The sequence below is a fragment of the Hydrogenophaga sp. genome (genome assembly GCF_965657535.1).
Classification (GTDB): Bacteria; Pseudomonadota; Gammaproteobacteria; order Burkholderiales; family Burkholderiaceae_C; genus Hydrogenophaga.
Genome location: NZ_CBFHOP010000012.1, coordinates 55,832 through 68,655 on the forward strand (window position 1 = coordinate 55,832; position 12,824 = coordinate 68,655).

Here is a 12,824-nt window from a genome sequence, read left to right on the forward strand (position 1 = left end):
AGCGGTGCCCCACCCAGAAAGGATGCCGCCATGCCGAATGTGCCCAGCCCCTCCCGCCGCCACCTGCTTGTGGGGGGCGCTTCGGTGCTCGCCGCCACCGCCGCACCGGCCTGGCTCACGCCCGCGCTGGCGCAATCGGCGCTGCGGCCCACACCCAGCCAGACCGAAGGCCCGTTCTACCCCGTGGCCCTGCCCGCCGACAGCGACTTTGACCTGCTGCGCAACGGCCGCGCCACCTACGGGAAAGGCCAACCGGCGTGGGTCGAAGGCGTGCTGACCGACACGCGCGGTGTGCCGGTGTCGGGTGCGGTGGTGCAAATCTGGCAGTGCGACCAGGCGGGCCATTACCACCACCCCGGCGACGGCGGCAAAGCCGACCCGGCCTTTCAAGGCTTCGGCCAGGTCGCCGTGGGGCGCGACGGCCGCTACCGCTTCCGTACCCTGCGGCCTGCACCCTACAGCGGGCGCACGCCACACATCCACGTCAAAGTGCAGCTCGACGGCCAAGACCTGCTCACCACCCAACTCTATGTGGCCGGCGACCCCGGCAACGAACGCGACTTTCTGTGGCGCCGCCTCAACGCCGAAGGCCGTGCCGCGCTGACCGTGCCTTTTGTACCGGGCACTGACGGCGCGAAAGCCACGTTTCCCATCATCGTGCAGGCCTAGAAAGAGATCCCCCCGCGCCGCCTGCGGCGTCACCCCCCAGGGGGCGATGCCTGCGGCCCGGCCAAGCCGGTTCCGCGGCATCCTGGACTGGGGCATTTCCCGCCGCAAGTCGGTCAGCCCACCCACCGCCAGCGGCATCCTGGGCGGAGGCATTTCACACCGGTCGCGCCTTGAGCCGAAGATCATTGCCCACGCTGCATATCCCCGCGACGCATACCGTTTGCGTTGTGCCACTAAGCTCACCCCATGGATTCTTTGACCCAAATCGCCCTCGGCTCGGCTGTCAGCGTGGCCGTGATGGGCCGGCGCACCGCCGTGTGGAAAGCTGCCCTGTGGGGCGCGGTGGCGGGCACCTTGCCCGACCTCGACGCGTTCATCGACCACGGCAACGCCATCCTCAACATGACGCGCCACCGGGCCGAAAGCCACTCGCTGCTGCTGCTCACGGTGGCATCGCCAGTGCTCGCGTGGGTGGCTTCGCGCGTCCACCGGAACCCCAGCGCGCCAGCGGCAAGCAGCACCTTGCAACATGACCCGCAGCACGGACCAACGTTTTTGCGCTGGTGGCTTGCCCTGTGGCTGGTGCTGTTCACCCACCCTCTGCTCGACACCATGACGGTATACGGCACCCAGCTGCTGCAGCCGTTCACCGACCACCCGTTTGGCGTGGGCAGCATCTTCATCATCGACCCGCTCTACACCGTGCCGCTGATCGTGGGCGTGGTGGCTGCGTTGCGGCTCAAAAGCGTGCGCGGTCTGCGCTGGAACCTGGCCGGCGTGGCCCTGAGCACGCTGTACCTGGCCTGGAGCTTCGGCGCCCAACAACACGCCACCCAGGTGGCACGCGCCTCGCTGGCCGCCCAAAACATCGATGCCCAAGGCCTGCTGGTCACGCCGTCGCCCTTCAACACCGTGCTCTGGCGCCTGGTGGCAACCACCCCCACGCAGTACTTTGAAGGCCACTACTCACTTTTCGACAACGGCCGGCGCATCACCTGGACCGCGCACGACCGCGGTGCGGCGCTGATCGCCGAGCACCGCAACGACCCTTCGGTGGCGCGCATGGCGGCATTCACCCACGGGTTTTACAGCCTGTCCGAAACCGACGGCCGCTTGTTTGTGACCGACCTGCGCATGGGCCAGGAACCCGCCTACACCTTCCGTTTTGACCTGGGCAGCGCACCCGCCCGCGCCAGCGGCCAACACCTGCCGGTGCAACAAAGCATGCGCCTCGACATCGGCACGGCCCTGCCGTGGCTGTGGCAGCGCATGTGGGGCAACGACGTGGCACTGCCCCGGTTGTAGGGGGGGGTTGGGATGGGGGCAGGCGCGAAACCGCCGCTCATTTCAAAGCGCCTGCAACACCGCCTCAAGCCATCCAGAACGTGACCGCAATGATCACCACGCCCAGCGCCAGGTTGATGCCCACCGCCGTGCGGATACTCGACAACGCGGCGCCACCGGCGGGCCAGTCGCTGGCAGCCACGGCCTTGTTGAGGCGCTTGAACAGGGCAAAGCGGATGTGACCAAAGATGAGCATCATGATGATGCCGAGCGTGGCCATGATGGTCCAGTTCAGCGGCATGTTGAAGCCCAGACCAGCTTGCACAGACTCTTTGGCCACGCGCCCGATCATCCACAAGCCGCTGGCCAGCACCACCCCGATGGCCACCAGCACGGCGGCAAAAAAGCGCTGCAGTGTGGCGTGCATCAGGCGCACGCGCACGGGGGCTTCCAGCTGCATGGCAGCCGGACGCAAGAAGAAATGGGCAAACACCATGCCGCCGATCCACACCACAATGGCCAGGACGTGAAGCAATTTGAGGGTGGCGTAAATCATCTGTGGGTTCTCGTTGAGGGTGGAACAGGGTTTTCAAATCGCACGGGATGCGCGGCGAACCTGGAAGACCCGCCCGCTTGCAAAACGTTCAACGGCGCAATGCAAAGGGGTGTTCAGGCGCTCACATCCGACAACACGCCGTTTTGGCGGCGCTGCAGCCGGTACGGCGGCAGGCCCTTGAGCATGCGCCGGCCATAAGACTGGCGCAGCAGCCGGGCATCGTAGCAAACGACCACCGCTTCGTCGGTCTCGGCGCGGATGGCCCTACCCGTCCACTGCAATAGGCGCGCGCCGGTGGCCGGCACCACCAGTTCGCTGAACGGGTCGCGGCCCTGGCTTTTCAGCCAGTCGGCGCGGGCCTGGCCCACCGGGTCGCTGGGCGAGGCAAACGGCAGCTTGGTGATGAACACCCATTCGCACAGCTCGCCCGGCAAATCGAGCCCTTCGCCAAACGACTGCAGGCCAAACAAGATGGACGGCTTGCCCGCCGCCACGCGCTCGCCGTGTTGGCGCAGCAGCTGGGTGCGCGAGGCGTCGCCCTGCACCAGCACCTTGTCGCGCAGGTCGCTGTGCAAGCCGCGCTCCAGCAGCTCTTGGGCGCGCCGCATTTGCGCTTTGGAGGTAAACAGCACCAGCGCACCGCGCTGCACCTCGACCAGATCGGTCATCAGCGCGTCGAGCATTTCGCGGGTGTAGGCCTCCACGTCTTTCGGGTCGGCCTGCGTCTGCACCACCACCAGGCGGCCCTGGCGCGCGTGGTCAAACGGGCTTTGCACCTCGCGCGCCACCACCGCGTCGTCATACGCCAGGCCCGACTCGTGCAGAAAATGCTCAAACCCGCCGCAAGTGACCAACGAAGCCGACGTGACCACCGCCCCGCGCACCTTGCTCCAGAGCTGGTTGCGCAGCAGGCTGCCGGGCTGCAGTGGGCAGGCGTGCGCGGTGAGCGTCACCAGCCCGTGGCTGATGCCGGCTTCGAGCCACTTGGCCAGCGGCGCCTGGCGGGGCTGGCCGGGGTCGCCAGAAGCCGGTTCTTGCAGCCACAGCGTGGCGGTTTCTTGCGCGCTTTGCAGGCGCGGCGCCAGCACGCCCAGGCGGCTGTAAAGCTTGGCGCAGCGGGCGGCGTCGCCCGGGTTGTCGCGGGCGTTGGCCTTGAGCTGGGTGGCCAGCGCTTCAAACACCTTCAGCAACGCGCTGGCGTTGGCGTGCAGCCGGGCCACGGTTTCCAGCCAGTCGGGCGGCAGCGCGCCGCCTTCAAAGCGGTCCACCACCGGGGCGCCGCCTTCGGCAAAACCGCCCCGTGCGGGCGCACCCGCAAAGCCACCGCGCGCGGGTGAGCGCGCCGGCGCGCGGCCGGTCAGGGCCAGCCAGTCGGGGTTGTCGCCCATGCGCGCCATGGCCATGCGCGCCAGCTCGCCCTGCGCGGCCTTCAACTCGCGTGCCAGTGTGGCCACGTCGGCGTTGGGCGTGTGTTGTAGCGCGCCGGCCACCTCGTCCACCGCGCGCGGCAGGCGGTCGAGCCACTGGGTGCGCATCAAGTCCATCGACGCGGTGAACTGCCCCTGCGCCACGGCGCCCAGGTGGTGCGCTTCGTCAAACACCAGGTAACAGTCTTCGGGCGCGGGCAGCGCGTGCAGGCCCAGCGTGGCCAGCAGCAGGTCGTGATTGACCACAATCACCTGCGACTGCGCCAGCTTGGCCCGCGCCTGGTAGTAGCTGCAGCTGTTGTAGCTGGGGCAGTGGCGCGCGGTGCAGCTGTGGCGCTCGGCCGCCACCGGGCTCCACACATCGCCCTCGGGCGGCTCGTCCAGGCGGTCGCGGTCGCCGTCCCAGGCGCCGCTGTCGAGCTGGTGCGTCCACTGCAGGTATTGCTTGGCGCGCTCGCCCCAGCGCTCGGCCTGGCGGGCGCTCGCCGCCGCGGTGGCCACGGTGTGCGCCGCCACCCCAGCGGCCGATTCGTCGGCCGCCGCCGGCGCGTCGTCGCTCTCAAACAGGTCGGCGCTGGCCGCGTCGCCGCCGCTCAGCTGGTCCAGCTTCAGGCGGCACACATAGCGCCCGCGCCCTTTGGCCAGGGAAAAGGTGAACGGCTCGGGCAGCGCCGCCGCCAGCGCCGGCAGGTCTTTGGCGATCAGCTGCTCTTGCAGCGCCACCGTGGCGGTGGAAATGATCACGCGCTTTTGCTGCGCCATCGCCAGCGGAATCACGGTGGACGCATACGCCGCCGACTTGCCCACGCCCGTGCCGGCCTGCACCACCGCAATGCCGCGCTCGGGCAAACCGGCCTCGCCGCTCACCGAGCCATCGCCCAGGCTCACGCCGCTGAGCGTGTGGGCAATGAGTGCAGCCATTTCGCGCTGGCCAGGCCGGGCCCTGAAGCCGCTGGCGTGAGACACCATGTGGTCAAACGCGGCCAGCGCCAACGCCTCGCGCGCCAACGGGCCAGTGGGCAGCGCGTCGGGCGTGGCGGATTCAGCGGCGGTGGATTCAGAGGCTTGAGGCATGCGGGGCTGACAGCAGGGAGAAGGGGAGGACGGGAACCGAGCGCGCATTGTCCCAGACCGATGCCAGCGGCTTGCGCGGCCACCCACCTTCTGCCAGCCCACCCCAAGGTGGCAACCGTTTCGCCCAACGGCATTTGGCGCGATGGACGCAGCGATTTTGGCGCAATAATTGGCGCGATAATGGAAATTGCGCTGGCGCCATGTCTAGTTTTTGCGCAAAATCGCGCCAAACACCTGTTAAATAGCGCCCATGAAACACGAAACCAGCCTTTTACAAAGCCTTCAAGCCAGCGCTAGCAGCCTGAGCCTGGCGCAGCTGTTGGCGCTGCACCCCACATTGCCGCGCCGAAGCGCGCAGCGCCAGCTGGCGCAGCTGGTGGCCGCCGGCCTGGTGCGGGCCGATGGCAATGCCCGGGCGCGCCGTTACCAGGTGTCCACGTTCGCAGCACACGCCGCGGCCACGCCCGCGTTTGCAGTGCGTGAAACGGTGGCCGACCTGCTGGCGGGCAGCGTGGCCTTGTCGCCTGAGGGGCAGGAAATCCTGGCCTACGTCGAGCAAGCGCCCACCGCGCGCAAGCCGGTGGGCTACCAAACCGACTTTCTGGCGGCCTACCAGCCCAACCAGACGAGCTACCTGCCCGAAGCCCTGCGCAGGCATTTGCACCGCTTGGGCCGGACCGCACCGGGCCAAGCGCAAGCGCCCGCTGGCACCTACAGCCGCGCCATTTTGAACCGCTTGCTGATCGACCTCTCCTGGGCCTCCAGCCACCTGGAAGGCAACACCTATTCGCGCCTGGACACCCGCCAGCTAATTGAGCACGGCACCGCCGCCCGTGGCAAACCCGCCATCGAAACCCAGATGATCCTGAACCACAAGGCGGCCATCGAGTTTTTGGTGGGCAACATCGACAGCGTGGGCTTTGACCGCTACACCCTGCTCAACCTGCACAGCTCCCTGGCCGAAAACCTGCTGCCCAACCCCGCCGACGAAGGCCGGGTGCGCCAGCACGCGGTGGACATCGGCCTGTCCGTTTACCGCCCGCTGTCGGTCCCCCAACAGATTGACCACCAGCTCAACCTGCTGCTCACCCAAGCCCGCCAGATTGCCGACCCGTTTGAGCAATCGTTCTTCATGATGGTGCACCTGCCCTATCTGCAGCCCTTTGCAGACATCAACAAACGCACCTCTCGGCTGGCGGCCAACCTGCCGCTGTTCAAGGCCAACCTCTGCCCGCTGACCTTTGTGGACGTGCCCGAACCCGCCTACCGCCGGGCCGTGCTGGGCGTGTACGAAATGACACGCATTGAGCTGCTGCGCGACCTGTATGTGTGGGCCTACGAACGCTCCACACAAGAGTACCTGGCCATCCGCCAGGAACTCAGCGAACCCGACCCGCTGCGCCTGGCCTGGCGCGACCTCATCAAAACCACCGTGCGCCGGGTGGTGCAGCACCCCGAACAGCATCCACCCAGCACCATCGTACAAGCCGTCAACGCCAGCGTGCCCAGCCTTGACCGCGCCACCGTGCAAGGCCTCATTGAAGAAGAGCTGCACCGCCTGCACGAAGGCGTGCTGGCGCGCTACGGGCTGCGGCCGTCGGAATGGGTGGCCTGGCGGCAGGCGCGGGCACCTGAATGAGCCTGAATCAGACCCCATTACCGACAACACCCGCATGACGCTCAACCCGCTCGTCCTCTCGCTCGCCCTGGCCGGTGCCGCCCTGCTGGGCGCGCGCCAGCTGCTGCGCTGGGGCCTGGCCCCCACCGCCACCGTGGCCGGCACCCAGCCCGCCGAGCTGGGCCTGCCCGCCCGCAGCGTGCACCTGAACGGGCCCAACGGCCTGCGGCTGTTTGCCTGGTATGTGCCGCCGCTGGCGCCAACTGGCGCAGCGCCTGCCGTGGCGCTCATGCACGGCTGGGGCGGCAATGCCAGCACCCTGCTGCCTGCGGCGCGGGCCCTGCACGCCGCAGGCTACGCCGTGCTGCTGCCCGAATCGCGCAACCACGGCCGCAGCAGCCGCGACGACCACAGCTCCCTGCCCCGCTTTGCCGACGACCTGGACCGCGCGCTCGACTGGCTCGCCGCCCAGCCCGAAGTGAACCCGCAGCGCCTGGCCGCGCTCGGCCATTCGGTGGGCGGCGCGGCGGTATTGCTGGTGGCTTCGCGCCGGCCGGGGCTGGCCGCTGCCGTGAGCGTGAGCGCCTTCGCCCACCCCGAACAGGTCATGCGCCGCTGGCTCGCCGCGTACCGCGTGCCCTACTGGCCGCTGGGCTGGCTGGTCAACCGCTATGTGGAATGGGTCATTGGCACCCGCTTCGACCGCATCGCCCCGCTGGCCACGCTGCCGCAGGCGCGCTGCCCGGTGCTGCTGCTGCACGGCGCGCAAGACACCACCGTGCCCCTGGCCGACGCGCAACAGCTCATGGCCCACAAAGGCAACGCCCCGGTGCGCCTGCTGGCACTCGACGGCACGCACGAAAGCTTTGCCGACGTGGCGCAGGCCGAGCAAGCGGTGCTCGACTTCCTGGCGCAAGCCCGTCAACGCGTCGTACCTGCGGGCGGTCTGGCTCATTGATTGAGCATGCATTGCGCCCGCCACAGCAGCGGTGCACAACCAGGGAAGCCGCCATACAGCAACACCGTCACGGTGGGCCGTATCGAACCGCGCACCCAGCTTGTGCGCGACGCCATAGTCACCATCAACGCCGAGGTGGTCACCAACTGTGACGCCCTTGGCAAGCGCAGATTTTCTAAAACGCCGCCACCGCCTTCACCGAACATGGCCCCATCCGGGCGCCCAAGGTGTTGACTTCGGCCCAAGCCGTCGAGAAGCGCTCCTGCCCCGCCACACATTGCGCCACGGCGCGCACCTGCTCGGGCCGGATGCCCTGCCAGGGCTGGGCTGGGCTGGGCGGAGGCACTCTGTGGTTGTGCGGAATGGCTCGGCTCATAGGGTCCAGACTGCTTACAATTTGGGCATCATGCGCCGCTGGTTAATGGCAGTCTTTGTGCTGCAACTGTTCTGGAACATCGCGGGTTTTGCCGTCATGGGACACCTGCATGAACGCCAGCCTGCGGACCGGCCCTCGGTTTCTGTGTCAGTGGCTGACGTGCAGTCTATCCAAGGCAAAGGCCTGGTTGATCAGGCGCATGGGCTGCTGGACGAGTTGCCCGACCTGCCCGACAGCTTGCTTGACAGGACCCCATCCGAAGCCACCCGGAGCCTGGCCCCGGCCCACATCGCTTGGGTCCACAGAGTCTCTCCCGCGCCATTTTCAGAAGCCTTGCTCCGCCCACCGCAGCCGGCCTGAGCCCGCTTCCCGACGCATTCGCGTCGCACTCCCGCACTTTTCAACCTGCCGTCCCGACCATTGGCCGTGGGAACGGCTGTTGCCTGTGCTGCTTCGCTCGACCCTCTCTCTGTTTCACCCCATGGAAATCGCCTTACTGTTCGCACTCATTTTGCTCAATGGCCTGTTCGCCATGTCCGAGATCGCGCTCGTCACCGCCCGCAAGGCGCGCCTGCAGAAACGCATTGACGAGGGCGACCGCGCCGCTGCGGCGGCCGTCAAGCTCGGCGAAGACCCCACGCGCTTCCTATCCACCATCCAGATCGGCATCACCTCCATCGGCGTGCTCAACGGCATTGTGGGCGAGGCGGCTCTGGCAGCACCGCTGGCCGTGTGGCTGGCCACCGTGGGTGTGGCCGAGCAATACAGCCAGCTCGCCGCCACCGGCCTGGTGGTGGTGGTCATCACCTACTTCTCCATCGTGGTCGGCGAACTCGTGCCCAAGCGCATCGGCCAGTCCAACCCCGAGCTGTTGGCGCGCCTCGTGGCCCGGCCCATCAACTGGCTGGCCATGGCCACCAAACCCTTTGTCGTGCTGCTGTCGCTTTCCACCAAAGGCCTGCTGCGCGTGCTGGGTGTTCAGCAAGGCAACGCCAACGCCGTGACCGAAGAAGAGATTCACGCCATGCTGGAAGAAGGCACCAGCGCGGGTGTGATCGAGTCGCACGAACACGCCATGGTGCGCAACGTGTTCCGGCTCGACGACCGGCAGATCGGCTCCCTCATGGTGCCGCGCAGCGACATCGTCACGCTCGATCTGGAGCAAACCTTCGAAGTCAACATGGCCCGCGTAGAAGCGTCTGACCACGCGCGCTTCCCCGTGGTGCGCGGTGGGCTCAACGACGTGGTGGGCGTGGTCAACGCACGCAAGTGGCTCTCGCAGGCGCTGCGCGGCATTGAGCGCGAGCTGACCACCCAGCCGCTGCAAGACCCCTTGTACGTGCCCGAAACCATCACCGGCATGGAACTGCTCGACAACTTCCGCCAGTCTGGCGGGCAGATGGCGTTCGTCATCGACGAGTACGGCGAAGTCCAGGGTATCGTCACACTGCAAGACCTGATTGAAGCCATCACCGGCGAGTTCAGCCCGCGCGACCCCGAAACCTCCTGGGCCGTGCAGCGCGACGACGGCACCTGGCTGCTGGACGGCCACATTCCGGTGCCCGAACTCAAAGACCGACTGGCGCTCGACGCCGTGCCCGACGAAGAACGCGGCCGCTACCACACCCTCAGCGGCCTCATGATGCTGCTGACCGGACGCCTGCCCAAGGAGGGCGACAAGGTCGATTGGGAACACTGGCGCTTTGAGATCGTGGACATGGACGGCCGCACCATCGACAAAGTGCTTGCCACCCCACTGGACCCCAACGCGCCTCAGAGCACGGACCCAGTGGCCAACCCATGACACGAAGCTGGCCCGCATTGGCCGCAGCCGCCCTGTTGGCGCTGAGCGCCTGCACGGAAGGCTATGACAACCAGAGCGACCCCCTGTTTCTGAACTACGGCATGAGCCAAGATGCAACCCTGGCCGCCATGGACCAGCTGGGCGAAAGCAAGAACGTGGACCACAGGACCCATTTCCGGCTTATGGACGGCTGTGTGCTGAAGACATACACCCCACGCCATTTTTGGGAAAAAGACCCAGCAATGATGGCGCTGCGAGGGACCGAAACCACCCTTCAGCCAAGCGCCTACGGTAACACCTACAGCGTGCAACTGACCCGCCCAGACCGACCAGGCGAACAACATGCAACCTTGCTCGAAGGCGCCAGCTGGACCGAAGCCACCCAAATGAAATGGTTGCTGGACTGTGTGCAGGGCTTCTGCTGAACGGTGCTGCCCACCCTCAAAACCGCGGTCACCCAGCGCTGGTACGGCTGGCGCGCACTGTTCTGGCGCGCGCCTGCTGATCGTCGGCACGTGTCTGAACTTGCTCATGACCGGCTTGGCCCTGGTGCTGCTAGCGCAAGACACGCCCCTGCCCTGGGTGCTCGCCGCGCACCTGCTGCCGCTACCCTACAACCTGTTCATCGTGTCTGCCATCGGGCGCGCACCGCAACGGCCCGCCTGGGTGCTCGGGGCTGCGCTTTTCTGGTTGATGCTTTTCATTGCGATCTGATGGGCGCAGCCCCACGCAGCCCGGAGCCGGTCAGCCCCGCCAACCGCCCCCTGCGCTGTCCACCCGCTGCGCGCGGCCCAAGGCCTCCAGCGTGTCCAGAATGCGGGGCAAACCCTTCTTCCACGGGCCTTTGCCTTTGAACGCGGCTTCTATGGCAGGCAGCGCCAGCGGCGCCGGGCTGGCGCCCAGCAGTTGGGCCACGGCGCGCACCTGCTCGGGCAGCGTGGGTGGCCAGGGCTGGGCGGTGGTGGCCGCTGCCACGGCCTGTGGCTTGGCCGGGCCGCCTGCTTCGTGGCCCGCCACAGCGGCCGCAGCCTCGGCCTCGTCGGCGCGGGCTTCGGCCTCGGCTTTCGTTTCGACCCCGTCGATGCCGGTTTGCGCCGGCTGCGGGGCCGGGACGGCCGCAGCCGCCGCGCGCCGCGCCGGGTCTTGAAACGTGGGGCGCAACCAGCGCACGGTGCCCGCCGCTTCTTCGGCGGCGCGTTGCGCGTTCAGCGCCACCAGCCGCTCCAGCAGGGCTTCGGTCCACGCGGCTCGGGCGGCCTCGTCGGCCCAGGGCACGGGGCCCAGGTCGCTCCAGCCGTAGGCCTGCAACACGGCGGCGTCCAGCTCGTCGTGCAGGCTCTGCAGCACGCTCACCAGGCCTTGTTCGTGGAGCGCCTTGTCTTTGGGTGCCAGAGGTTCGGCGCGGCGCAGTTTGTCCAGCACGTTGTAAAGCCCCGTGAGCGTGACCGACTCAAACGCCGCTTGGCGCGCCTTGCGGTGCGCGTCCAGCTGCTCGGCGAGCGTGCGGATGCGCTCGGTGAGTTCGGGGGTGAGGCCAGTGTCTTCGGAGGGGGAAGGGGAAGGGCTCGAAGCAGCGGGATTTGACGTAGGGGAGTGTCAGGATTTCTGTGTGTGAGGCGGTTTCAGAAATGGGCTGATGGGTAAATTTTATTCAAGCTCAGGCCCCTGCCAGGGCGCCGGAGGCGCCCCCGGTTGAGCCCTCGCATGACGAGATTCCATCCTTTCATTTGGCACCCCCTTGAGCGGGCTGAGTGAACCTGTCGCCGTACAGGACCCTGATGGCCACCCAAATTCCTCCACTCATGGCCACCTCAAACTCCCCCACCTGAGTTGATCGGGGACAGGGGGTAAACGCCAGCGCCGCCGGCACCCGTAGGCAGGACGTTTGTTCTGGTCTTCCCCGAAGGAAGGCCAAGGAGTGAATGTCTTGAAACCCAACCAACGCGCCACGGTCTATACGCTGCTGGAGCGCAACACCACGCAGCGCGAGATCGCCCGCATCACAGGCACCGATCGCAAGACGATCAGGAGTTACCAGCGCCGCTGGGAGACTGAACGTTCAAATTCCCCCGGGGTGGCCACCGGCTCCCCCACCCAATTCAGCCCCGACGGCCACCTCCCTGTGCGAACCCCACCGCGAGTTCATCCAAGCCCAGCTGCGCCTCAAGCGCAACGCCACGGCCATCCACCAGGACCTGGTCGACCAGCACGGCTTTGCCGGCCAGTACAACTCCGTCAAACGGTTCTGCGCCAAGCTGCGCCACAAGGAGCCCGAGCAGTTCGACCGCCTGAGCTTCCTGCCAGGCGAGGAGATGCAGGTGGACTACGGAGAGGGGGCGCCCACCCGCGTGCCCGGCAGCGAGCGCTACCGCAAACCCCGCCTGTTCGTGGCCACGCTGCGCTACTCACGCGCCAGTTTCCGCTGCGTGCTCTGGAAGTCCAGCCACCAGATCTGGGCCGAGCTGCACGAGCGGGCGTTTCGACACTTCGGCGGCTGCCCGCAGTACGTAGTACTGGACAACCTCAAGGAAGGCGTCATCAAACCCGACCTGTACGAACCCGATCTCAACCGGGTCTACGCCGCCACCCTGGCGCACTACGCCGTGGTGGCCGACCCGGCACGGGTGCGCGATCCCAACCGCAAGGGCACGGTGGAGCACGCCATTGGCCACACCCAGGCCACGGCCTTGAAGGGCCGGCGCTTTGAGTCCATCGAGGAGCAGAACACCTTCCTCGCCCACTGGGAGAAGAACTGGGCGGCCAAGCGCATCCACGGCACCGAGCGGCGCCAGGTACAGGCCATGTTCGAGGAAGAGCGGTCTCACCTCAAACCCTTGCCGCTGCTGGGCATGCAGTATTTCGACGAGGCGGTGCGCACCGTTTGTGACGACAGCTGCGTAAGGGTGGATCACAGCAGCTACGCCGCGCGCCCGGCCGCCATTGGATCGAAGGTGCTGGTGCGCATCTACGCCCAGCGCATCGAGATCCGGGATCTGGCCTCAGGTGCCTTGCTGCGCACCCACGCCAAGGCCGCGCGCCCCGGGACTGTGGTGCTGCG

13 protein-coding genes are annotated in these 12,824 nt (G+C 67.3%); 9 read left to right on the forward strand and 4 right to left on the reverse strand.

Translation table 11 applies throughout. The features are described 5' to 3' along the window. Positions 1-30 precede the first annotated feature (30 nt). Entirely contained in the window at positions 31-669 is a 639-nt protein-coding gene (locus ACTG4K_RS17795; RefSeq protein WP_439115561.1) for an intradiol ring-cleavage dioxygenase, read from the forward strand. A 246-nt stretch (positions 670-915) separates the two neighbouring features. Beyond that, a complete protein-coding gene (locus ACTG4K_RS17800; RefSeq protein WP_439115562.1) occupies positions 916-1,974 on the forward strand; it encodes a metal-dependent hydrolase in 1,059 nt (352 codons plus the stop codon). 64 nt (positions 1,975-2,038) lie between these two features. On the opposite strand, the gene ACTG4K_RS17805 is transcribed toward ACTG4K_RS17800, so the two are convergent. Next, positions 2,039-2,509, reverse strand: coding sequence for a CopD family protein (locus ACTG4K_RS17805; protein ID WP_439115563.1), 471 nt, complete (start codon positions 2,507-2,509; stop codon positions 2,039-2,041). 113 nt (positions 2,510-2,622) lie between these two features. Continuing rightward, positions 2,623-5,010, reverse strand: coding sequence for an ATP-dependent DNA helicase DinG (gene dinG, locus ACTG4K_RS17810; protein ID WP_439115564.1), 2,388 nt, complete (start codon positions 5,008-5,010; stop codon positions 2,623-2,625). Positions 5,011-5,260: 250 nt separating this feature from the next. Here dinG and ACTG4K_RS17815 point away from each other — a divergent pair, with 250 nt between their 5' ends. Both ACTG4K_RS17815 and ACTG4K_RS17820 read left to right on the forward strand, forming a co-directional pair. Next, positions 5,261-6,649, forward strand: coding sequence for a Fic family protein (locus ACTG4K_RS17815; protein WP_439115565.1), 1,389 nt, complete (start codon positions 5,261-5,263; stop codon positions 6,647-6,649). A 34-nt stretch (positions 6,650-6,683) separates the two neighbouring features. Further along, entirely contained in the window at positions 6,684-7,586 is a 903-nt protein-coding gene (locus tag ACTG4K_RS17820) for an alpha/beta hydrolase (RefSeq protein WP_439115566.1), read from the forward strand. Positions 7,587-7,761: 175 nt separating this feature from the next. Here the strand turns inward: ACTG4K_RS17820 and ACTG4K_RS17825 are convergent, their stop codons facing one another. Beyond that, a complete protein-coding gene (locus ACTG4K_RS17825) occupies positions 7,762-7,932 on the reverse strand; it encodes a hypothetical protein (RefSeq protein WP_439115567.1) in 171 nt (56 codons plus the stop codon). A gap of 60 nt (positions 7,933-7,992) precedes the next feature. Between ACTG4K_RS17825 and ACTG4K_RS17830 the strand changes: the two genes are divergently transcribed. The 4 genes from ACTG4K_RS17830 to ACTG4K_RS17845 all read left to right on the forward strand — a co-directional run bounded on the left by ACTG4K_RS17830 (position 7,993) and on the right by ACTG4K_RS17845 (position 10,480). Next, complete coding sequence (locus tag ACTG4K_RS17830) at positions 7,993-8,322, forward strand: hypothetical protein (RefSeq protein ID WP_439115568.1); 330 nt, start codon at positions 7,993-7,995, stop codon at positions 8,320-8,322. 121 nt (positions 8,323-8,443) lie between these two features. After that, on the forward strand, positions 8,444-9,766 hold the full coding sequence (locus ACTG4K_RS17835; RefSeq protein WP_439115569.1) for a hemolysin family protein: 1,323 nt from the start codon (positions 8,444-8,446) through the stop codon (positions 9,764-9,766). Continuing rightward, positions 9,763-10,191: a hypothetical protein gene (locus tag ACTG4K_RS17840; RefSeq protein ID WP_439115570.1), complete on the forward strand. Its 429-nt coding sequence runs from the start codon at positions 9,763-9,765 to the stop codon at positions 10,189-10,191. Before ACTG4K_RS17835 ends, ACTG4K_RS17840 begins: the two co-directional genes overlap by 4 nt. 106 nt (positions 10,192-10,297) lie before the next feature. Next, a complete protein-coding gene (locus ACTG4K_RS17845) occupies positions 10,298-10,480 on the forward strand; it encodes a hypothetical protein (protein WP_439115571.1) in 183 nt (60 codons plus the stop codon). A 30-nt stretch (positions 10,481-10,510) separates the two neighbouring features. Here the strand turns inward: ACTG4K_RS17845 and ACTG4K_RS17850 are convergent, their stop codons facing one another. Continuing rightward, the gene (locus tag ACTG4K_RS17850; RefSeq protein ID WP_439115572.1) at positions 10,511-11,188 is read right to left on the reverse strand and encodes a hypothetical protein; all 678 of its coding nucleotides are present in this window, start codon (positions 11,186-11,188) and stop codon (positions 10,511-10,513) included. Between the two features lie 629 nt (positions 11,189-11,817). Between ACTG4K_RS17850 and istA the strand changes: the two genes are divergently transcribed. After that, positions 11,818-12,824: IS21 family transposase (gene istA, locus ACTG4K_RS17855; protein ID WP_439115573.1), on the forward strand; the 1,007-nt coding region annotated here is incomplete at its 3' end.

Coding starts and splice junctions, on each gene's coding strand:
- ACTG4K_RS17795 (WP_439115561.1), top strand. CDS start 31: ATGCCGAATGTGCCCAGCCCCTCCCGCCGCCACCTGCTTGTGGGGGGC.
- ACTG4K_RS17800 (WP_439115562.1), top strand. CDS start 916: ATGGATTCTTTGACCCAAATCGCCCTCGGCTCGGCTGTCAGCGTGGCC.
- ACTG4K_RS17805 (WP_439115563.1), bottom strand. CDS start 2,509: ATGATTTACGCCACCCTCAAATTGCTTCACGTCCTGGCCATTGTGGTG.
- dinG (WP_439115564.1), bottom strand. CDS start 5,010: ATGCCTCAAGCCTCTGAATCCACCGCCGCTGAATCCGCCACGCCCGAC.
- ACTG4K_RS17815 (WP_439115565.1), top strand. CDS start 5,261: ATGAAACACGAAACCAGCCTTTTACAAAGCCTTCAAGCCAGCGCTAGC.
- ACTG4K_RS17820 (WP_439115566.1), top strand. CDS start 6,684: ATGACGCTCAACCCGCTCGTCCTCTCGCTCGCCCTGGCCGGTGCCGCC.
- ACTG4K_RS17830 (WP_439115568.1), top strand. CDS start 7,993: ATGCGCCGCTGGTTAATGGCAGTCTTTGTGCTGCAACTGTTCTGGAAC.
- ACTG4K_RS17835 (WP_439115569.1), top strand. CDS start 8,444: ATGGAAATCGCCTTACTGTTCGCACTCATTTTGCTCAATGGCCTGTTC.
- ACTG4K_RS17840 (WP_439115570.1), top strand. CDS start 9,763: ATGACACGAAGCTGGCCCGCATTGGCCGCAGCCGCCCTGTTGGCGCTG.
- ACTG4K_RS17845 (WP_439115571.1), top strand. CDS start 10,298: ATGACCGGCTTGGCCCTGGTGCTGCTAGCGCAAGACACGCCCCTGCCC.